General features: G+C 72.4%; 14 protein-coding genes. 5 read left to right on the forward strand and 9 right to left on the reverse strand.

All coding sequences use genetic code 11. The annotated features are described in order from the left end of the window. Positions 1 to 47: 47 nt before the first annotated feature. Both ACIBBD_RS32240 and ACIBBD_RS32245 read left to right on the forward strand, forming a co-directional pair. Positions 48 to 1,355 carry a glycosyltransferase gene (locus ACIBBD_RS32240; RefSeq protein WP_399423101.1) on the forward strand — a complete coding sequence of 436 codons (1,308 nt, stop codon included), beginning with the start codon at positions 48 to 50 and terminating at the stop codon, positions 1,353 to 1,355. 233 nt (positions 1,356 to 1,588) lie between these two features. Beyond that, positions 1,589 to 2,344: a polysaccharide deacetylase family protein gene (locus ACIBBD_RS32245; protein WP_399423102.1), complete on the forward strand. Its 756-nt coding sequence runs from the start codon at positions 1,589 to 1,591 to the stop codon at positions 2,342 to 2,344. A 117-nt stretch (positions 2,345 to 2,461) separates the two neighbouring features. Here ACIBBD_RS32245 and ACIBBD_RS32250 read toward each other — a convergent pair whose 3' ends face one another. The 5 genes from ACIBBD_RS32250 to ACIBBD_RS32270 form a co-directional block, all read right to left on the reverse strand. After that, positions 2,462 to 3,577, reverse strand: coding sequence for a glycosyl hydrolase (locus tag ACIBBD_RS32250; protein WP_399423103.1), 1,116 nt, complete (start codon positions 3,575 to 3,577; stop codon positions 2,462 to 2,464). A gap of 206 nt (positions 3,578 to 3,783) precedes the next feature. Then, positions 3,784 to 4,209 carry a hypothetical protein gene (locus ACIBBD_RS32255; protein WP_399423104.1) on the reverse strand — a complete coding sequence of 142 codons (426 nt, stop codon included), beginning with the start codon at positions 4,207 to 4,209 and terminating at the stop codon, positions 3,784 to 3,786. Beyond that, positions 4,206 to 6,062: a glycosyltransferase gene (locus ACIBBD_RS32260; protein WP_399423105.1), complete on the reverse strand. Its 1,857-nt coding sequence runs from the start codon at positions 6,060 to 6,062 to the stop codon at positions 4,206 to 4,208. Before ACIBBD_RS32260 ends, ACIBBD_RS32255 begins: the two co-directional genes overlap by 4 nt. Positions 6,063 to 6,259: 197 nt before the next feature. Then, positions 6,260 to 8,917, reverse strand: coding sequence for a lipopolysaccharide biosynthesis protein (locus tag ACIBBD_RS32265; RefSeq protein ID WP_399423156.1), 2,658 nt, complete (start codon positions 8,915 to 8,917; stop codon positions 6,260 to 6,262). A gap of 91 nt (positions 8,918 to 9,008) precedes the next feature. Further along, positions 9,009 to 10,628, reverse strand: coding sequence for a DegT/DnrJ/EryC1/StrS family aminotransferase (locus ACIBBD_RS32270; protein ID WP_399423106.1), 1,620 nt, complete (start codon positions 10,626 to 10,628; stop codon positions 9,009 to 9,011). Positions 10,629 to 11,020: 392 nt separating this feature from the next. On the opposite strand from ACIBBD_RS32270, the gene fahA reads away from it, so the two are divergent. The 3 genes from fahA to ACIBBD_RS32285 all read left to right on the forward strand — a co-directional run bounded on the left by fahA (position 11,021) and on the right by ACIBBD_RS32285 (position 14,037). Further along, positions 11,021 to 12,232, forward strand: coding sequence for a fumarylacetoacetase (gene fahA, locus ACIBBD_RS32275; protein WP_399423157.1), 1,212 nt, complete (start codon positions 11,021 to 11,023; stop codon positions 12,230 to 12,232). Between the two features lie 238 nt (positions 12,233 to 12,470). Next, a complete protein-coding gene (locus tag ACIBBD_RS32280) occupies positions 12,471 to 13,409 on the forward strand; it encodes a M56 family metallopeptidase (protein WP_399423107.1) in 939 nt (312 codons plus the stop codon). Between the two features lie 85 nt (positions 13,410 to 13,494). After that, the gene (locus ACIBBD_RS32285; protein WP_399423108.1) at positions 13,495 to 14,037 is read left to right on the forward strand and encodes a DUF1707 domain-containing protein; all 543 of its coding nucleotides are present in this window, start codon (positions 13,495 to 13,497) and stop codon (positions 14,035 to 14,037) included. 44 nt (positions 14,038 to 14,081) lie between these two features. Here the strand turns inward: ACIBBD_RS32285 and recQ are convergent, their stop codons facing one another. The 4 genes from recQ to nuoL form a co-directional block, all read right to left on the reverse strand. Beyond that, a complete protein-coding gene (recQ, locus tag ACIBBD_RS32290) occupies positions 14,082 to 16,103 on the reverse strand; it encodes a DNA helicase RecQ (protein ID WP_399423109.1) in 2,022 nt (673 codons plus the stop codon). A gap of 332 nt (positions 16,104 to 16,435) precedes the next feature. Further along, a complete protein-coding gene (gene nuoN / locus ACIBBD_RS32295) occupies positions 16,436 to 18,085 on the reverse strand; it encodes an NADH-quinone oxidoreductase subunit NuoN (protein WP_399423110.1) in 1,650 nt (549 codons plus the stop codon). Next, the gene (locus tag ACIBBD_RS32300) at positions 18,082 to 19,653 is read right to left on the reverse strand and encodes an NADH-quinone oxidoreductase subunit M (protein WP_399423111.1); all 1,572 of its coding nucleotides are present in this window, start codon (positions 19,651 to 19,653) and stop codon (positions 18,082 to 18,084) included. Before ACIBBD_RS32300 ends, nuoN begins: the two co-directional genes overlap by 4 nt. 5 nt (positions 19,654 to 19,658) lie before the next feature. Next, positions 19,659 to 21,623, reverse strand: a complete 1,965-nt coding sequence (gene nuoL, locus ACIBBD_RS32305) for an NADH-quinone oxidoreductase subunit L (RefSeq protein ID WP_399423112.1) — start codon at positions 21,621 to 21,623, stop codon at positions 19,659 to 19,661. Positions 21,624 to 21,625: the final 2 nt, after the last annotated feature.

Raw genomic sequence — 21,625 nt, forward strand, 5'->3', positions numbered from 1 at the left:
GGAGAGGTGTCATGGCAGGGGGACAGTCGATGAGATCAGGGGGGTTCATGTCCCGCGCACGTGTGGAGCAGGAGATCCGGCGGTTCCTCGCCATCAAGCCTGTTCAGGTCGCCGAGCTGGACCTGGAGGGCGCCGAGGCCGTCCTCAGGCCCGGTCCCGGCAGCCCGCCCGTCACCGACGGGGAGGTGTTCCTCCTGGTCAGAAGGGGTGGCCGACCGGTCGGCACGCTGCTCGGGCGGGTCCCGGAGGGCGCCGACCCGAAGACGGTCCTGGCCGGTCCGGCCCGGGAGCGGTTCGCCGAGGAGCCCGCGGGGGCGAACGCCGCGGGCTCCACGGCCGCGCCCCCGCCTCCCGTCCCGGACACCACGGTCGTCATCGCCACCCGTGAACGCACCGACCGGCTGGCCCACGCGCTCGACTCGATGCTCGCCCAGGACCACCCGGACTTCGAGATCGTCGTCGTCGACAACGCGCCGGTGACGGACGCCACCCGGGACCTGATCGAGCGCAAGTACGCCGAGCGCGTGCGGTACGTGACCGAGCCGGTGCCCGGTCTCGCCGTCGCGCACAACAGGGGTGTCGAGGCCGCGCGCGGCGAGGTGATCGCCTTCACCGACGACGACGTGGTCGCCGACCCGCGCTGGCTGACCGAACTCACCGCGCCCTTCGCCGCCGACCCCGGCCTCGGCTGCGCCACCGGCCTGATCCTGCCCGCCCGGCTGCGCACACCGGCCCAGGTGCTGCTGGAGAGCCACGGCGGCTTCGCGAAGGGCTTCACGGCCCGCACGTACGACCCGCACGACCCGCCCGCCGACGATCCCCTGTTCCCGTTCACGGCCGGCCGGTTCGGCTCCGGCGCCAACATGGCCTTCCGGACCGGCGTACTGCGCGCGGTCGGCGGCTTCGACCCGGCGACCGGCGCCGGCACGCTCGCCCGCGGCGGCGACGACCTCTACGGCTTCGTCCGCGTCCTCGCCCAGGGCCATCGCCTGCGCTACACCCCGCAGGCCCTGGTCTGGCACCACCACCGGGAGACCTGGCGGGACCTGGAGACCCAGGCGTACGGCTACGGCGCCGGCCTCACCGCCTACCTCACCGCGATCCTCGTCAACCGCCCCGCCCTGCTGCCCGCGTTCCTCGCCCGCCTGCCCCGGGGTCTGGCCTACGCCCGGGCCCTGACCGCGACGCGGGAGACGGACGCCGGGGGCGCGCCGGGCGACCACGACGACCGGACCCACCCCTGGCCACGACGCCTGTCCAGGCTCCAGCGCCGCGGAATGGCCTACGGCCCCGTCGGCTACCTCCGGGCCCGCCGCGCCCTGCGTACGGGCCCGGCCTCCGGGGGCTCACGATGAGGGGGGCGGAGGGGGGCAGAGACGGTATAGGCGAGGCGAACGAGCCGGTGACCGGGGCGGGGAGCCTCGGGGCCGGGGCGGGTGGCTTCCCTGTCGGGGAAGGCGAACCGGAGACCGGGGCGGGCGGCCTCGGGGGCGGGGTGTTCGGGGCGGACCGGGGTGGTGGCTCGGTGGGTGGGGTGGAGGGCTCGCGGGTGCGGGCGGGGATTCCGGTGTTGCTCTACCACGCCGTGATGGAGGACCCGCCCGACTGGATCGCCGAGTTCACGGTCACTCCGCGGCAGTTCGCGGCGCATCTCGATGCCGTCGTCGACAGTGGTCGCACACCCGTGACGGTGGGTGCGCTCGCCGACCACCTGGCCGGGCGGGCGCCGTTGCCCACCCGGCCGGTGCTGCTGACCTTCGACGACGGTTTCGCCGACCTGCCGGGTCCGACCGCCGAGGCGCTGGCCGGGCGGGGACTGACCGCCACCGCCTACCTCACCACCGGTGCCATCGCGCCGGGTGGACGCAGTCTGCTGCCGCCCGCCCCGATGATGACCCTGCAGCAGGCGCCGGCACTGGAGCAGTACGGCATGGAGGTCGGCAGCCACACCGTCACCCACGCCCAGCTCGACACCCTCGCGCCCCGGGACCTCGCGCGCGAACTGCGCGACTCCCGGGCCGTACTGCAGGACGCGCTCGGGCACGACGTCCGCCATCTCGCCTACCCGCACGGCTACAACAGCGGGCGGGTACGCCGTACGGCGGCCGCCGCCGGTTACGAGACGGCCACCGCCGTACGGCACGCGCTCAGTTCGGACCGGGACGAGCGGTACCGCATCGCCCGGCTCATCGTGCGCCGAAGTCACACCGTCGCCGACGTCGAGAGCTGGCTGGCGGGCGAGGGGGCCCGCGTCGCGCCCTACCGGGACGGCGCGAAGACGGTCGCGTGGCGGTGGTACCGGCGGGCCCGCGCGGTGGTGCGCGGGCCCGTGTTCGCGGGATGAGCTCGCCGGCTGCGTTCGCGGGAAGCTCGGGCCTGCATGCGCGGGCTGCGTTCTCGGGATGAGTTCGCGGGGCGGCCCCGCGGCCCCTGTCCGGCAGGCGGTCTCCGGCCCCGCTCCCTACCCCAACGGCTGGTTGAGGTAGGGATCGGAGACCGCCGTGCGCAGGCTGTCCCACGCCTGGTCGTTGGCCAGGGCCAGATCGCAGTGGGGTCCGGGGTCGCGGTAGTTCCACTGGAGCGCGGCCTTGACCCCCGTCAGGCCTTTCAGGACCGCCGGGACCCGCGCGTACCACTCGGCCTGGCGGCCGGGCCGTGACGGGTCGTTCGCGGTGCCGAACTCGGACAGCATCAGCGGCTTGTCGTCGGAGATGTTCCCGCGGATCCAGTCGTGTGTGGCCCGCTGGGTCTGGGCGAAGGTCAGCCAGCCCGCCTGGTGGCAGCGGTAGTAGTTGTACTGGTTGTAGGCGACCCAGTCGACGTAGTCGTCGCCGGGATACATCCGCTTGATCAGGTCGGCGTGCTCCAGGTAACCGGTGGTGATCCAGGTCCACACCACGTTGGTCACGCCCAGCTGCCGGAACCGGTCGTGGATGTGCCGGTAGGCCCGGACGTAGTCCTCCGGGGTGCCGTTGGCCGGCGTGCGGGTGTCCATCTCCAGGTCGAAGGAGAGGAAGACCTTCTTGCCGAACCGCTGGACGCGCCGGGCCTGCACGTCGATGACGGACGCGTCGAGGTCGCCGTCGGCTATCTGCTTCCAGGTGGGCTGCTGGGCCTTCGTGCCGCCCCACCACTTGCTCTCCCAGGACAGCAGCAGCAAGTGGTCGTCGGCGGCGACCCGCTGCTCCTCCTCGGTGAGCAACTGCCCCTCCACGCGTTCGCCCTGGACCAGGGACATGTCGTGGTACGTGTACACGATGTCGAGCTTGCGGCCGATGCGTTCCTCGTAGGCGCGGACCTTGCGCCCGAGGTCGGTCTTGCTGTGCGGGACGAAGGCGCCGAACCAGGCGCCGCAGGGCGGTTCGAGGAGCGCCGTCGGAGCGCACTCCCCGCCCAGGGCGGAGGGCCGCGACCCGGACGCCCGGCCGTCACCGGAGCCGGCGTCCTTTGGGCCGACGGCGTCCCGCAGGAGCAGCACGGCCGTCAGGACGGCGCACAGGACCGTGGCGACGGCGAGCAGGAGGTGGCGGGGGCGGTCAGGAATGCGGGGCCGACGGGGGTCGCGAGGTCGGGGCACGGGGAGTCGGAGAACTCGGAGTCGGGACACGGGGATTCGGGACACGGGAAGTCGGCGCGGGCGTCGGTGGCGGCGACGGTGTCCACGGCGGTCGTCGCCGAGAGGGCGGTCGTCGCCGACAAGGCGGTCGTCGCCGACAAGGCAGTCGTCGCCGACAAGGCGGTCGTCGCCCGGCGGACGGTCGTCGCCGGAAGGGTGGGGCAACCTCACAGAGCAGAACCCTTCCCAGTCCTCGTCGGGGAGACGCGCAGCCGCGGGCAGAACGCGGCGACCGTGGTCAGCAGCGTGAGCGTGAGCAGGACGCGCTGCGCGCTGAAGGCTTGCGTGGCGATGAACACCGTCGCCGCGAGCAGCACGAGGGCCAGGCTCACGAAGACGGTCAGCATCAGCCGTTCCAGCAGGTCGGAGTGGCGTTCGAAGGCCGGGTCCCGGAGCTCGACGGGCCCCGCGGCGGGGGCCGTGGCCAGCGCGGGCCCGCAGATTCTGAGCAGGGCGGCGCCCGGCCCGGCCGCCAGGAAGGCGATCATCGCCGTGCCCCGCAGCGGGGAGCCGTCGGGCAGCGCCAGGGCGGACAGGGCGAGCCAGCCGCCGAACGGGGGCAGCATCCGCACGACGAGTTCCTGCGGGGTCACCGGACCGCCTCCCTCAGTACGTACGCCGACCCGGCGTCATTGGCGGCCACCCGTTCGAACAGGGGTGACGTGGCGACGGACCGCTCGACGCGGTCCAACTGGCCGTCGGTCAGCAGCCCGTTCATCTCGGCGTCGGCGAACTGTCCTCGGGTGAACAGCAGATAGGCCCGGCCGGGCGACTCCACGGCGGACATGTCGCGTGCGAGGGTGGCGGCCGGGTCGCGCACGATCCGGTCGACGTGCTCACGCGCGTCGTCGAGGAACCAGTAGTGGTCCACTCTCCAGTACTGGTCGAAGGCGAGCGGGTAGTTGCGGTCGGCCGCGACGACGAGGGAGTTGTCGGGCGCCTGGTCGAAGACCTGCTGGACGAGGTCCACTTCGGCGGGCGGGAAGTAGCTGATGCGGTCCTTGCCGGAGTAGCTCGGCACGAAGGCGAGGGCGCCGGCGAGGAGGGCGAGCAGGGGGAGCCAGACGTAGCGGCGGGGCTCGGGCTGCCCGCCGCGCTGATGGCCGCGGTGGGGCTCGGGCTGGTCGCCGCGGTGGGGGCCGGGCAGGCCGCCGCGGTGGAGTTCGGCCCGCCCGCTGTTCTGCAGTGCCGTCAGCGTGCGCACCTGCGGCAGCAGGGCCGCCGCGGCGAAGAAGGCGGCGCCGGGCAGCGTGAACATCAGCACCCGGAAGATCATCTCGCTGCCGTAGCTGCTCGCGCCGAGCATCGGCAGCGGCGCGGCCGCGAGCAGCAGCAGCGGCATCGCGCGGTGGCGCAGCACCGGCCGGCGCAGCACGCCCACCACGGCGAGCAGCAGCACCGACGCCGACAGCAGCCGGGCCACCCAGGACGTCGTCACCGCGCCCGTGCCGGTCGGGGTCGCCCCGTATCCGGTGGAGACGTTGCCGCCGATGTCGCCGATCGAGCGGATCATCTCGGGCATCGTCGCGGAGAGGAAGGGCAGCGCGGCCGTCAGGCACCAGGCCAGGAAGATCACCGCGGTGGCGATCAGCGGGACCTTGTCGCGGTAGCGGCGGACGAGGAGCAGGGCGGCCAGCGAGACGATCAGCATGGCCGGGGTGAGCTGGTGCGAGATGACGATGGCGACGACCAGCACGGTCAGCAGGACCGTCCAGACCGCCCGGCGCTGCCGCGCCACGGTCTGGCCGGGGCGGCCGTAGCGGCGCAGGACGACGGCCAGCACACCGAGGTGGAGGGCGAAGGCGACGGACTGGGGGGAGAAGTAGTCCTGGCCCACCCAGTTGGCGACGTAGAAGAGCCAGACCGCGGTCCAGATCAGGCGCCGGTCCTCGGTGAACGTGCGGTAGACCAGCAGCAGCGGGAGCAGCAGCATCAGGCTGGAGACCAGCGGCCACCAGGCCATGAACTGCGCGGCGGCGTCCACGCCGAGCAGCTTGACGAGGGTGGCCTGGGCGGCGAAGAAGCCCGGCCACTGGTCGTAGACGGCGAGGTCCCCGAGCACGTCCTCGCTCTGCAGCCGGCCCGCGGTCAGCAGGTGGTCGATGATCGCGTCGTGCTTCCACGCCCACGCGTACAGCGGCGTCGGGTACACCACGGCCTGGGTGGCGCGCTCCATCACCAGCAGGCCGAGTACGTACGCCGGCGCCCAGACGGGGTGGCGGCGCGGGCCGCGGAGGGTGAGCCAGAAGCCGGCCGTGAGCAGCGTAAGGCCCGCCCAGAAGGCGGGGTGCACCGCGGTGAACAGGCCGAAGTCGTCCAGGTCGGAGACGTCGGTGTGGGTCACCGCCCAGCCCCACAGGGCGAGGGCGACGAGCAGCGCGAGGGCCGGGTGCAGGGCGGCGTTGCGCCAGGGGCGTACGGGCGGGAGGTCGGCGAGGTCGCTCACCGGCTCATCACCTGCCGGAGCGGGCACATCCGCAACGGGTGCATCCGCAACGGTCGCGGTCGCGGAGGCGGGCTCCGGCTGGGACGCGGTGGCCACGTCGGCTCCCGGGCCCGGTACGGGCTCCGGTTCGGATCTCTCCCGTGGAGTGGTTGGCGGACGCACGACGGTTCCCCCCTGGCGTTCGGCTCTGAGCTTGATCAGTCGCTGGACGGGTCTCGGCTTCGGTCGGTGCAACGGGTGTTCCCGTACGCGGCGTGCGGACCTCGCGCGGGCTCCGGCGGTGGCGAGCGGCGCGCGTCCTCGGCCGAGGACGGCCGGTGCGCGGACCCCGCCGGCCCCGGGTGCGTGGGGGCCGCCGACGCCGGACCGTGGGCGGACTGCGGCGAGGTCGGGCGGTGGGCGGACTCCGGCGGTGGCGGGTGGTGGGCGGACTCCTCTGCCGCCGGGCGGTGAGCGGACTCCGTCGGCGTCGAGCCGTGGGCGGACTCCGCCGACGTCAGACGGTGGGCGGACTCCCCCGCCGCCGGACCGTGGGCGGACTCCGTCGGTGGCTCGGCGCGACGGAGTGACAGGAGCAGGACGAGCAGGAACAGCACGGCGAGCACCGGCAGCGCGAGGGGCGCGAGCGCCTCTCTCCCCGCCCAGCCCCCCACGGCGGCGAGATAGACGACCCCCCAGCGCGCCGCCCACGGCAGCCGCCCGCCCGGACGGTCGCCGAAGCGGTGTCCCACGCGGTCGAGCAGCAGCCACAGCAGGACCAGGCACAGCAGCTGACAGACGGGCGGCACCCAGCGCAGCAGCGGGTCCGGGCCGGGCAGGCCCAGTGTCTGCGCGAAGAACGCGGCCGTCTCCCCGTAGAACGTCCCGCCCAGCGGCCTTGGTTCCCGGCCGAGGGCGACGGGGACGGAGTACAGGGCGAGCGCGACGACGCCCAGGGCGGTACCGGGCAGCCGGGTGTCGTGCCGCACGTCCAGTGTCACGGCGGCGACGAACAGCACGAGCAGCAGGACGCCGGCGACGATCGCCGGGCCGGGCAGCCGGCCGAGCATCCCGCCGCCGCTCAGGGGAGCGGCGAGGCCGTCCTCGACGTACCCGCCGAGCCACGGCAGGTTCCGCAGCGCCGCCCAGAACACGACGGCGGTGACGCCGATCAGGCTCCACAGCCCGGCGCGCAGCCACCGCTGGCCGCGCTCGGACCAGATGCCGTTGCCCTCGTAACCGGGAGCCGGCGCACGCGACACCCCGTCGGGGCTCTCCGCGGGCGCGGCTCCCTTGGGGGGCCGGACGATGACGGCGAGCGTGTCCGCCTCCAGGGCCTCCCGCTCGTATCCGGGACGCCCTATGAACAACGCGACGGTGTCCTGGTCGGAGGGCTCGTGGGCGGCCCGGCGGGCCCAGCTCGTGCCGTAGCCGGCGGTGGCGTTCAGCCGGGACCAGCCAGAACCGTCCCCGGGGAGCGCGTCGGCGGGGACGGCGTCCGCCGGGGCGGGGGCGGTCTGTTCGACGGGGGGCGCGGCGGTCACGGCGGCCGTCTCGCGCAGCGCCGCCCGCAGCCCGACCACCGAGACGACGGCGATCAGCGACATGCTCAGCAGCACCGCCCAACCCGCGCCCGCGATGCCCGCGGGGGTGAACAGGACGGCCGCGCTGCCCAGGACCAGCGTGCACATGGCGCCCTGGAGCGCGGCGAGCACACCGGTGCGGCCCTGGACGCGCAGCACCCCGATGTACAGCTCCACCACGACCCGCGGCAGCGCTCCGGCGGCCAGCAGCCGCAGCACGGTCGTGCCGTGCTCGGCGTAGTCCTCGCTGAACGGCAGCAGGATCTGCGGGGCGAACAGCACCAGCACCAGCACCACCGGCACCAGCAGCAGGATCATGCGGCGCAGCGCCCCGCGGACACCGTCGGCCAGGTGGCGCGGGTCGTGCGAGGCGTGCGCGGTGAGGGAGGAGGCCATGTTGATGGCCATGAACTCCATCGTGCCGCCGACGGTGTACGCCACGTAGAAGTAGCCGTTCTCGGCGGCGCTGAAGCGGACCGCGACCATCACCGGCAGCAGGTTGATCATCGCCAGGCTGAACAGCGCGCCCAGCGAGTCCCCGGCGAGGAAGCGGCCCATCTCCGTCAGCCGGGGCGGCTCCAGGTCACGGTCGGCGGCGGCCTGGCGCGGGATGAGTCTGCGGAAGATCAGCCAGCCGAGCGGCAGGGTCGAGAAGGCGATGGCGACGGCCCAGGACACGAAGATGCCGAGCACCGGCAACGCGCCCGCGAACACGACCAGCAGGATCAGCTTGCCGACGGAGAACACCGCGTTGCCGACCGGCACCCACCCCGACCTGCGCAGTCCGGTCAACACCCCGTCCTGGAGCGTGAGCAGCGCCCACGCCACGCAGGCGACGACGAACGCCGCCCCCGCGACCGGCGTGCCGAGCGGCGCGTACGTCGCCCCCCACAGGTCGAGCGTGAGCAGGAAGACGAACGCGGCGATGGCCACGACCACCGAGCTCGCCGCGTACGCCCGCCACACCAGGGAGCCGGTCGCCCGTCCCGCGCGCGGGACGAAACGGACCACGGCACCGATCATCGTCGTCGCCGTGATGCTGGCGAGCAGACGCATCGCGGCGATCGCGGCGGAGCCCTGGCCCACGGCCTCCTCCGCGTAGTAGCGGGCGGCCACCAGCCAGAACCCCAGGCCGAGCACGGCGGACACGCCGGTGCTGAGCATGAGGAAGTAGGCGTTCCGGAACAGGGAGTCGGAGCCGTGGCCCTCCCGCTCGGGCTCGGCCACGCCCTTCCCGGCGGAGCCGGTCGGGCCGGCGGGCGGTGCGCCGGCCGGCGCGAGGGGCTCGTGCAGCTGAATCCCCGCCTGTCTGCCGGCCGGCGACCCGTTCCGGCTCCCGGCCTGCGCGTCGGTGTGTGTCCCGGCGTGTGTCCCGGCCCGTGTCTCAGCCACGCGTCGGCTCCAGCCCTCCCGGCGCGTCGGCCGGCCGCACGCCGGACTCCTGAAGCACCTCGACGACCTGCCGCGCCCGCAGCGGATCCACGGGCAGCGCGTGCCGCGCGAACCAGCGGGCCCCGGCCGGATCGGGCGAGGGGTCCGTGAAGGCCGCCCCCGCGTAGTCGTCCAGGGGCGGGTCATAGAGGTACCCGACGACGATCCCCCGCCGCGCGAGCGCCGCGATCGCGGCCTCCCGGTCGGCGACGAACAGGGGCACACGGAAGAGTGGTTGGACACCGGACGCGGCCCCGGCGGAAGCCCCGTCCTGGGAGCTCGTGCGCGCCGGGGAGCCCGGACGGACCGAGGAGCCCGGACGCGCCGAGGAACCCGTGCGCGCCGAGGAACCCGGAAGGAGCGAGGAGCCCGAACGGGCGGGCCCCGGCCCGGACGAAAAGCCCCTCCCGGGCGAGGACCCCGGACGAGTCGACAAGTCCGAAGAGGCGGAGGAGTCAGAAGGGGCTGAAGGGGCGGAGGAGTCAGAAGGGGCCGAGGAGTCAGAAGGGAACGCCGAGCCCTGTCGTGAGGCCGACAGCGTCCCCCGCTGGGCGCGCCCCGTTCCCGGGACAGCGCCCGAGCCGGTCGGGGAGCCGAGGCCGGCCCGCTCCCCGTCCGGCGCCGCGCTCCCCCCGCCGTGCCCGACCGACCTCGCCCACGGCGTCGACAGCAGCAGCCCGGTGCCCGCCCGGCAGGCGTCCAGCACCCCGTCCAGTCGGTCGAGCCTGCGCCCGACGCGGCCCAGGCGCAGCGGGCCGGACCGCAGCCGGTAGTCGTGCATGTCGACGCGGACCCAGGCGTCGTGCGCGGTGAGGTCCGGCGCCCTCTCGACGGCCCGCGCCAGTTCCCGCGCCCGCAAGGGCATCCTGATCTCCTCGCGCTCCATCAGCCCGAGCAGCCGCATCGTGGCCCACGCGGCCCGCCGAAGCCGTAGTCCCCGCACGGCCGCCTCGGCGTACGGCCGTACCGTGAAGGCGATTTCGGCGGTGAGCCGGCCGGGCAGCAGCAGGTCCTCGCAGGTCTTCGCCAGGGTCTCGCGCAGACCCGGGTCGGCACAGGACAGGAAGCCCCCCGCCTGGGCCCCGACATGCTTGGACAGGCTGAAGACGGAGGCGTCCCCCCAGGCGCCGACCGGCCGACCGCCCACCTCGCTGCCGATGGCGTGCGCCCCGTCCTCCAACAGCGGGATCCCCAGGGCGTCGCACGTGTCCCGCAGGCGCGGCGCGTCGTCCGGATTGCCGTACAGGTTGGTCGTGAGCACCGCGGACAGCGAGCCCCACACCTCGGCGGGCACCGCGTCGACGTCGATCGACGCGTCCAGCGGGTTCAACGGCGCCTGCACCGGCCTGAGTCCGGCCGCGAGCACCACGAAGAAGATCACGTCGTCGTTGACCGGCGACATCAACACCCGTCCGCCGGGCGGGCACCAGTGGCGCAAGGCCACGAACAGCCCGAACCGGCACGACGGCACGTACACGCATTCCCGGCCGAGTCTGCCGCGCATGGTCTCTTCCAGCCGTTTCGGCCGTGCACCACGCCGCGCCGACCCGAGGCCGGCCTCCCCAATGGCCATCCGCCCCCCAGGTGTGCCAGGGGAAAGCCCTCTCCCCGAGGCCTTCCAGCACCCGCCCAGAGTCTCCCTGTTCGCACCGCTCCGTCAAGAATGCGGTCCGGCCCGTGGACAACGTGCCGTACACGACCGGATGCGGAGCGCTGCGAGTCGGCCACCCCGTCTCCCGCCTCCCGAGTCACGTGCGTGTCGCCGCGGTGTCTTCCCCGCGAGGTCAGCCGTAACGTGTGCGGCGGCTCGGCACACCGGCGGAGCGCCTCCGGAGCGGCCGCGCCACACCCGCACATGGCGAGCATCCGGCCACGGCGAACACATGTGCATATTGGGCGCATGCGCGGCGCACACGCGGCGCATCCACGGCGAGCACGAAAGCGAGGCAGCACCCGATGCCCCCCTTGGCCCCGTTCGACCTCCCCGAGGGCGACCCCTTCGGCCCGCACAACCTCCCGTACGGCGTCTTCTCCCTCCCCGGATCCGGGCAGCGCACCGTCGGCGTCCGGCTCGGCGACCACGTCCTGGACGCGGGCGCCGCCGCCCGGGCCCTCGGCTCCCCGCACGCCGCCCTGCTCACCGCCCCGACCCTCAACCCGCTGCTGGCTGCGGGCCGCACGACCTGGTTCGAGGTCCGCGGCTCCCTCACCGAGTGGGTCACGGACCCGTCCCGCCACGACACCCTCGCCCCGCTGCTGCACCCCCTCTCCGCGGTGACCCTGCACCTGCCCTTCGAGGTCGCCGACTACGTCGACTTCTACGCCTCCGAGCACCACGCCCGGAACGCGGGCGCCATCTTCCGCCCGGACGCCACGGACACCCTCCTGCCCAACTGGAAGCACCTGCCCATCGGCTACCACGGCCGGGCCGGCACGGTCGTGGTGTCCGGCACGGACGTCGTCCGCCCGTCGGGCCAGCGCAAGGCGCCCACGGAGCCCACCCCCGTCTTCGGTCCGTCCGCACGGCTCGACATCGAGGCCGAGGTCGGCTTCGTGGTGGGCGTGCCGTCCCGGCAGGGCCGCCCGGTCCCGCTCGCCGACTTCCGCGAGCACGTCTTCGGCCTGTGCCTCCTCAACGACTGGTCGGCCCGCGACATCCAGGCCTGGGAGTACGTGCCCCTCGGCCCGTTCCTCGCGAAGTCCTTCGCCACGTCGGTCTCCGCGTGGATCACCCCGCTGGAAGCGCTGGAGGCGGCACGGATCTCACCCCCCGAACGCACCCACCCCCTGCTGCCCTACCTGGACGACGCGTCCACCGAACCCGCCGGCTACGACCTGCGCATCTCCGTCGCCCTCAACGGTCACGTCATCTCCGAACCCCCCTTCTCCACCATGTACTGGACGGCCGCGCAGCAACTCGCCCACATGACGGTCAACGGCGCCTGCCTGCGCACCGGTGACCTGTACGGCTCGGGCACGGTGAGCGGCCCGGCCGCAGACCAGCGGGGCTCCCTCCTGGAGCTGACCTGGAACGGCCGTGACCCCCTGGAACTCCCCGACGGCAAGCGCACCTACCTTGAGGACGGGGACGTGGTGACCCTGTCGGCCTGGGCCCCGGGGCCGGACGGTCTGCGCGTCGGCCTGGGAGAGGTGAGCGGGCGGGTTCTCGCGGGCTGACTCCGGCGGTTCCCGCCGTCATACTGGCGGCGGGAACGGTCCTCGCGCCGGACCCGCCGCACACACCACGCACCACACACCCCGCACCACGCACCGCGCACCCGGAGCACGGCCGCCCGGCCCGGCACCGCCGGTCCGTCAGGTCCGGCAGATCCGACCGGTCCGTCAGGACGGCCGGCCCGTCCGCTCCGACCCGTTCTCCATCCGTCCTCTCCGACCAGGATCCGGAGCCCGTGGCATGACTCTCTGCCTGCTCCTGCTGAGCGTCGTCGCGCTGGCCGCCGCCGTGCCGGCCCCGCGTGCGCTGACCCGGGCCGAGTGGCCCGAGCGGGAACCGGTGGTCGCGCTGTGGGTGTGGCAGTGCCTGGTCGCCACGGTCCTGCTGTGTTGTCTGACGGCCCTGGTGCTGGGTGCCGCAGCCGTCTTCCACACCGTCCGCCGTCAGGTCTTCGCCCCCGCACCGCCCGCCGTGACCGAGGCCTACGACCTCTCCACCAGCCCGGTGTGGACGACGGCCCTGACCCTGCTGCTGGCCTGCGGGGCCGCCTGGACCACCGCGATGCTCGCCCGCGAGCTGGTCGAGGCACGCCGCCGCCGCGGCCGGGCCCGCGCGCACCTGCGGGAACGCGCCCCGGACCTGCCCGCGGGCCTGCCCCCGGCCCGGGGCCCGCTGCTGGTCCTGGAGGACGAGTACCCGGACGCCTGGTGGATGCCCGGCAACCCTCCCCAACTGATCGTGACCACCGGTGCCCTCCACCGCCTCACCTCCCCTCAACTCGACGCGGTCCTCACCCACGAACGCGGTCACGCCCGCGCCCACCACGACTGGCTGCTGCACCTGTCGACGGCCCTGGCGACCGGCTTCCCGCGCGTCCCGCTGTTCGCCCACTTCTGCGACCAGACCCACCGGCTGGTCGAACTCGCCGCCGACGACACGGCGTCCCGCCGCTGCGGCCACCTCACCACGGCGCTGGCCCTGATCGAGCTGAACCAGCACCGGGGCGTCCTGTCCTGCGCGTCCAGCCGCCGCCTCCTGGGCGAACGCGTGGACCGTCTCCTCCAGCCGCCCCCACGGCTGCTCCGCCGGCACCGCGCGCTGACGACGACGGTGGCGGCGCTGGTCCCGCTGCTGCCCCTGCTGATCACCTTCGCCCCGGGGCTGACGGCACTGACCTGAACCCCACCCACCGGCCCCCTCAACTGCCTTGCACCGTGCGAACCTTGACGTGTTCACATGGTCGGCGCGGCACTAGAGTGGGACGGTGACCCCTCCGCCGGAAGACCCGCCGTCGCTGATCGGCGAAGACGACCGCGACGCGGCCGTGCAGCGCCTGCAGGAGGCGTACGCCGAAGGGCACATCTCCCACGAGGAGATGGACGAAGGCCTCGATCAGGTGCTCACGGCCAAGACGCACAGCGAGCTCGTGTCGGCCCTGGCCTCGCTCCCGGAGCAGAATGCCGGCACCACGTCCACGATCGCCGCCGTCAGCGGACGGATCAAGCGGCGCGGCACATGGCGCGTGCCCCGGGTCCTCAAGGTCGAGTCCGCGTTCGGAAGGGTCCACCTCGACCTGTCCCGGGCCGTCATCGAGCATCCGGTGGTCGACATCGAGCTGCGCATCGGCACCGGAAAAGCCAAGATCACGGTGCCTCGCGACGCGATCGTCGATGTCGAGGGTCTGCGCAACGGGTGGAAGGACACCCTCTACAGGGCGCGGCGGCGCTCGGGTCCCGGCGGGCCGAGGATCCGGATATCCGGGGCCATGGGCTTCGGACGGCTGAAGATCCGCCACGCGCGGCGTTGAGGCCCCGTCCGGTACCAGGATCACCTGTCCGGCGATTCACGGCGTCAGATCCAGTCATCGGACTCCGGCTCCGGCTCCGTCTCGGGCCAGTCGTGCGGGCCGTGGGGGTCGTCGGGGTCCTCCTGGCCGTGTGCTTGCGGTGTCGCCCCCGGAGTCGGGCCGGGGGCGTCGCTCAGCGACGCCAGCACCGCGACCACGCCTTCCCCGTACGTCGCCAGCTTCTTCTCGCCGACGCCGCTGATGCCGCCGAGCTGCTGCACCGACGTCGGCCACACCGTGGCGATCTCCCGCAGGGTGGCGTCGTGGAAGATCACGTACGCCGGGACGCCCTGCTCGCGGGCCTGTTCGGCGCGCCAGGCGCGCAGGGCCTCGAAGGCGGGGAGCAGTTCCTCCGGCAGCTCGGCGGCGGCCGTTCTGGCCTTGCGGTCGCCGCGGCCGGAGGACGACGAGCCCGACTTCGCGGCGGCCGGCTTCTTCGGCTCCTTGCGCAGCGGCACCTCGCGCTCGCGCCGGAGCACCGCACCGCTGGCCTCCGTCAGGACGAGCGTGCCGTAGTCCCCTTCGACCGCGAGCAGTCCCTGCGCCAGCAACTGCCGTACGACGCCCCGCCACTGGCCCTCGGACAGGTCCTCGCCGATGCCGAAGACGGACAACTGGTCGTGGTCGAACTGGATCACCTTGGCGGTGCGCTTGCCCATCAGGATGTCGACGATCTGTACGGCGCCGAACTTCTGTCCGCGTTCCCGCTGCAGCCGGACCACCGTCGACAGCACCTTCTGGGCGGCGATCGTGCCGTCCCAGGTCTCCGGTGGCGCGAGGCAGGTGTCGCAGTTGCCGCAGCCCGCCGGGTCGGGCTCCTGTCCGAAATAGGCGAGGAGCTGTCCGCGGCGGCAGCGGGCCGTCTCGCACAGCGCCAGCATCGAGTCCAGGTGGGCCGCGGCCCGCCTCCGGAAGGCCTCGTCGCCCTCTCCGGACTGGATCAGCTTGCGCTGCTGGATGACGTCGTTGAGGCCGTACGCCATCCAGGCTGTCGACGGCAGTCCGTCACGGCCGGCGCGGCCGGTCTCCTGGTAGTAGCCCTCGATCGACTTGGGCAGGTCCAGGTGGGCGACGAACCGCACGTCCGGCTTGTCGATGCCCATGCCGAAGGCGATGGTCGCGACCACGACCAGGCCTTCCTCCCGGAGGAACCGGGACTGGTGTGCCGCGCGTGTGCCCGCGTCGAGGCCCGCGTGGTACGGCACCGCCTCGATGCCGTTGCGGGAGAGGAACTCGGCGGTCTTGTCCACGGAGTTGCGGGAGAGGCAGTAGACGATGCCCGCGTCGCCGGCGTGTTCCTCGCGCAGGAAGCCGAGGAGCTGTTTCTTGGGGTCGGCCTTCGGCACGATCCGGTACTGGATGTTGGGCCGGTCGAAGCTCGCCACGAAGTGCCGGGCCGTCGGCATGTTGAGCCGCTGGGTGATCTCCTGGTGCGTGGCGCGCGTGGCCGTCGCCGTGAGCGCGATGCGCGGGACGTCGGGCCAGCGGTCGCCGAGCAGGGACAGGGTGAGGTAGTCGGGGCGGAAGTCGTGGCCCCACTGGGACACGCAGTGGGCCTCGTCGATCGCGAAGACCGCGATCTTGCCGCGGGAGAGCAGGTCCAGCGTGGAGTCCAGGCGCAGCCGCTCCGGGGCGAGATAGAGCAGGTCCAGCTCGCCGGCGAGGAACTCGGCCTCGACCGTACGCCGCTCGTCGAAGTCCTGCGTGGAGTTCATGAACCCGGCGCGCACGCCGAGCGCCCGCAGGGCGTCCACCTGGTCCTGCATCAGCGCGATGAGGGGGGAGACGACGACACCGGTGCCTGGCCTGACCAGGGCCGGGATCTGATAGCACAGTGACTTGCCGCCGCCGGTGGGCATGAGGACGACGGCGTCTCCGCCGGCCACCACGTGGTCGATGACGGCTTCCTGCTCGCCGCGGAAGGCGTCGTACCCGAAGACGCGGTGCAGCGTGGCCAGCGCCTCGCTGTCCGTCCCCGGTGTCCCGGTGGTTCCTGGCATCTCGATGATCCCGCCTGTCCCGCGCATAGTCCCGTCCCCCGTGTGTCGTCCCTCGACCACTGCCTCCACGATAGGGGCCCGGACTGACACGGCCGGAGTTATCCACAGGCTTCCGCATCCGCAGGCGCCGCCCGTGCGCTCCTCACCGTCCGGCACGCCGTCGCCGTCGGCACCGGGAGCCGTTCCGCCTCGGTCTCCGTATCCGTCTCCGTATCCGTCCGTCTCCGTTCCGTATCCGTGACCGTTCCTTCTCCGCCTCCGCCTCCCGTCAGCGGCACCCGCGCCGCTCCCGGTACACAGGTCGGCCCGGCACCCCGCGTACGGGTGCCGGGCCGGTCTGCTTGCTCGGTCCGGGGTGCTCAGCGCACGAAGACTCCCGCCTGTCCGGCCAGGTCCAGGAAGTACTGCGGCGCCACACCGAGCACCAGCGTCACCGCCACGCCGACCGCGATCGCCGTCGTCGTCAGCGGCGACGGCACGGCGACGGTGGGGCCCTCGGCCCTCGGCTCGCTGAAGAACATCAGCACGATGACCCGGATGTAGAAGAACGCCGCGATCGCCGAGGAGATCACACCGACCACGACCAGCGGCGCCGCGCCGCCCTCCGCGGCCGCCTTGAACACGGCGAACTTCCCGGCGAAGCCGGAGGTCAGCGGGATGCCGGCGAAGGCCAGCAGGAACACCGCGAAGACGGCCGCCACCAGGGGGGACCGACGGCCCAGCCCGGCCCACTTGGACAGGTGGGTGGCCTCCCCGCCCGCGTCCCGCACCAGCGTGACCACCGCGAACGCGCCGATCGTCACGAAGGAGTACGCCGCCAGGTAGAAGAGGACGGAGGACACACCGTCGGGGGTGGTGGCGATGACACCCGCGAGGATGAATCCGGCGTGCGCGATGGACGAGTACGCCAGCAGTCGCTTGATGTCGGTCTGGGTGATCGCGACGATCGCGCCGCCCAGCATGGTGACGATCGCGACGCCCCACATGACCGGCCGCCAGTCCCAGCGCAGACCGGGCAGCACGACGTACAGGATGCGCAGCAGCGCGCCGAAGGCGGCGACCTTGGTGGCGGCGGCCATGAAGCCGGTGACCGGGGTGGGCGCGCCCTGGTAGACGTCGGGTGTCCACATGTGGAAGGGGACCGCGCCGACCTTGAACAGCAGGCCCATGACGATCATCGCGGCGCCGATGAGGAGCAGCGCGTCGTTGCCCATGGTGTCGGCGAGGGCGGGGCTGACGTTGGTGACGGTGCCGTCGACGACCTGCGCGATGGTGGCGTAGGAGACGGAGCCCGCGTAGCCGTAGAGCAGGGCGATGCCGAAGAGGGTGAACGCGGAGGCGAAGGCGCCGAGCAGGAAGTACTTGACGGCTGCCTCCTGCGACATGAGCCGCTTGCGGCGGGCCAGCGCGCACAGCAGGTACAGCGGGAGCGAGAAGACTTCCAGGGCGATGAAGAGGGTCAGCAGGTCGTTGGCCGACGGGAAGATCAGCATGCCCGCGACCGCGAAGAGCAGCAGCGGGAAGACCTCGGTGGTCGTGAACCCGGCCTTGACGGCGGCCTTCTCGCTGTCGCTGCCGGGCACGGACGCGGCCTGGGCGGCGAAGGAGTCGACGCGATTGCCGTGGGCCACCGGGTCGAGCCGTCGTTCGGCGAAGGTGAACAGACCGACGAGGGCGGCCAGCAGGATGGTGCCCTGGAGGAACAGGGCCGGCCCGTCGACGGCGATCGCGCCCATCGCGGCGATGCGCGCCTTGGTGGTGCCGTATCCGTCCGCCGCCAGCGCCACCACGGCGGCGAACGCGGCGGTCAACGCGACGACGGAGACGAAGAGTTGGGCGTAGTAGCGGGACTTGCGCGGCACGAAGGCCTCGACCAGGATCCCGATGATCGCCGCGCCGACGACGATCAGCGTGGGCGACAATTGCGCGTATTCGATCTTCGGCGCGTCGATCTTCGAGATCGGGTCGGCCGCGGTTGTCCACAGGCTGTGGACGGCTGCTGTGCTCACTTGGCCGCCTCCACCTCGGGCTGGGGATCCTTCTTCTGTACGTCGGACAGCGTCTGCTTGACCGCGGGGTCGACGATGTCCGTGACGGGCTTGGGGTAGACGCCCAGGAAGATCAACAACACGATCAGCGGGGCGACGACCAGGAGCTCACGCGGGCGCAGGTCGGGCATCGTGGAGACCTCGGGTTTCACCGGGCCGGTCATCGTCCTCTGGTAGAGGACGAGGGTGTAGAGCGCGGCGAGGACGATGCCGAAGGTGGCGATGATGCCGATCGCCGGGTACCGCGCGAACGTGCCGACCAGGACCAGGAACTCGCTGACGAAGGGCGCCAGGCCCGGAAGCGAGAGGGTCGCGAGTCCGCCGATCAGGAACGTGCCGGCGAGCACGGGGGCGACCTTCTGCACACCGCCGTAGTCGGCGATGAGCCGCGAGCCGCGCCGGGAGATCAGGAAGCCGGCGACCAGCATCAGCGCGGCCGTCGAGATCCCGTGGTTGACCATGTAGAGCGTCGCGCCCGACTGGCCCTGGCTGGTCATCGCGAAGATGCCCATGATGATGAACCCGAAGTGCGAGATCGACGCGTACGCCACCAGTCGCTTGATGTCCCGCTGGCCGACGGCGAGCAGCGCCCCGTAGATGATGCTGATCAGTGCCAGGACGAGGATGGCGGGCGTCGCCCACTTCGACGCCTCCGGGAAGAGCTGGAGGCAGAAGCGGAGCATCGCGAAGGTGCCGACCTTGTCGACGACCGCCGTGATCAGGACGGCGACGGGGGCGGTGGACTCGCCCATGGCGTTGGGCAGCCAGGTGTGCAGCGGCCACAGGGGCGCCTTCACCGCGAAGGCGAAGAAGAAGCCCAGGAACAGCCAGCGTTCGGTGGTGGTCGCCATGTCGAGCGAACCGTTGGCCCGGGCTTCGGCGATCTCCGTGAGGGAGAAGTTCCCCGCGACCACGTACAGCCCGATCACCGCGGCCAGCATGATCAGCCCGCCGACCAGGTTGTAGAGGAGGAACTTCACGGCCGCGTACGACCGTTGCGTGGACGCCGTCTCCTCGCCGTGCTCGTGGGCACGGTCGCCGAAGCCGCCGATGAGGAAGTACATCGGGATCAGCATGGCTTCGAAGAAGATGTAGAAGAGGAAGACGTCGGTGGCCTCGAAGGAGAGGATCACCATCGCCTCGACGGCCAGGATCAGGGCGAAGAAGCCCTGCGTCGGCCGCCACCGCTTGCTGCCCGTCTCCAGCGGGTCGGCGTCGTGCCAGCCCGCCAGGATGATGAACGGGATCAGCAGCGCCGTGAGCGCGATGAGCGCCACCGCGATGCCGTCCACGCCCAGCTCGTACCTGACCCCGAAGTCGGCGATCCAGGAGTGGGACTCCGTGAGCTGGTAGCGGTCGCCGCCCGGGTCGAAGCGGACCAGGACGACGATCGCCAGGGCGAGCGTGGCGAGCGAGAAGAACAGCGCCAGGGATTTGGCGGCGTTGCGCCGCGCGGCCGGGACGGCGGCTGTGGCGACCGCCCCGAGCGCGGGGAGCGCCGCCGTCGCTGTCAGCAGGGGAAAGGACATCGGTATCAGACCGCCCTCATCAGCAGGGTCGCGGCGATGAGGACCGCCGCACCGCCGAACATCGAGACCGCGTAGGAACGCGCGAAGCCGTTCTGGAGCTTGCGCATGCGTCCGGAGAGGCCGCCGACCGAGGCCGCCGTGCCGTTGACGACGCCGTCGACCAGGGTGTGGTCGACGTACACCAGGGAGCGGGTGAGGTGCTCGCCGCCGCGGACGAGGACGACGTGGTTGAAGTCGTCCTGGAGCAGGTCGCGCCGGGCGGCACGGGTGAGCAGCGACCCGCGCGGGGCGACGGCCGGGACCGGGCGGCGGCCGTACTGGGCGTAGGCGAGTGCCACGCCGATGACCATCACGGCCACCGTGGACAGCGTGACCGTCAGGGCGCTGACCGGAGGGTGCCCGTGCTCGTGTCCGGTGACGGGCTCCAGCCAGTGCACGAAGCGGTCGCCGATGCTGAAGAAGGCACCGCCGAAGACGGATCCGACGGCCAGCACGATCATCGGGATCGTCATGACCCTGGGCGACTCGTGCGGGTGCGGCTCGGCGTGGTCGCCGCCGTGGGCCGCGGCGGGCTCCGCGCTGGGCGCCTTGGGGGAGCGCGTGGGCTGGTTCCTCCAGCGCTCCTCGCCGAAGAACGTCATCAGCATCACGCGCGTCATGTAGTAGGCGGTGATGGCCGCGCCGAGCAGCGCGCAGCCGCCGAGGATCCAGCCCTCGGTGCCGCCCTTGGCGAACGCCGCCTCGATGATCTTGTCCTTGGAGAAGAAGCCGGACAGGCCCGGGAAGCCGATGATGGCCAGGTAGCCGAGGCCGAAGGTGACGAAGGTGATCGGCATGTACGTGCGCAGGCCGCCGTACTTGCGCATGTCGACCTCGTCGTTCATGCCGTGCATGACCGAGCCGGCGCCGAGGAACAGGCCGGCCTTGAAGAAGCCGTGCGTCACCAGGTGCATGATGGCGAAGACGTAGCCGATGGGGCCGAGGCCCGCGGCCAGCACCATGTAGCCGATCTGCGACATGGTCGAGCCGGCCAGCGCCTTCTTGATGTCGTCCTTCGCGCAACCGACGATCGCACCGAACAGGAGCGTGACGGCGCCGACGACGGTGACGACGAGCTGTGCGTCGGGAGCCGCGTTGAAGATCGCTCCGGAGCGGACGATCAGGTAGACGCCCGCGGTCACCATGGTCGCCGCGTGGATGAGGGCGGAGACCGGGGTGGGGCCCTCCATCGCGTCGCCGAGCCAGGACTGCAGCGGCACCTGGGCGGACTTGCCGCAGGCGGCGAGCAGCAGCATCAGGGCGATGGCCGTGAGCTGGCCCTCCGTCGCGTCGCCGGCGAGCCCCGCCTCCTCGTGCGTGCCGAGCAGCGGGCCGAAGGCGAAGGTGCCGAAGGTGGTGAACATCAGCATGATGGCGATCGACAGGCCCATGTCGCCGACGCGGTTGACCAGGAAGGCCTTCTTCGCGGCGGTGGCGGCGCTGGGCTTGTGCTGCCAGAAGCCGATGAGCAGGTAGGAGGCGAGACCGACGCCCTCCCAGCCGACGTACAGCAGCAGGTAGTTGTCGGCGAGGACGAGCAGCAGCATCGCCGCGAGGAACAGGTTCAGGTAGCCGAAGAAGCGGCGGCGCCGCTCGTCGTGCTCCATGTACCCGATCGAGTACAGGTGGATCAGCGAGCCGACGCCCGTGATCAGCAGCACGAACGTCATCGACAGCTGGTCGACGCGGAAGGCGACGTCCGCCTGGAAGCCGCCGACCGGGATCCAGCTGAACAGGTGCTGCGTCAGCGTCCGGTCGTCGGCGTCCTTGCCGAGCAGGTCGGCGAAGAGGACGAGGCCGAGCACGAAGGAGACGGCGGCGAGCAGGGTGCCGATCCAGTGGCCGACGGCGTCGAGCCGGCGGCCGCCGACCAGGAGGACGGCCGCTCCGAGCAGGGGCGCCGCGATCAGCAGCGCAATCAGGTTCTCCACGA

This window comes from Streptomyces sp. NPDC051315, assembly GCF_044455165.1.
Taxonomy (GTDB): Bacteria; Actinomycetota; Actinomycetes; order Streptomycetales; family Streptomycetaceae; genus Streptomyces.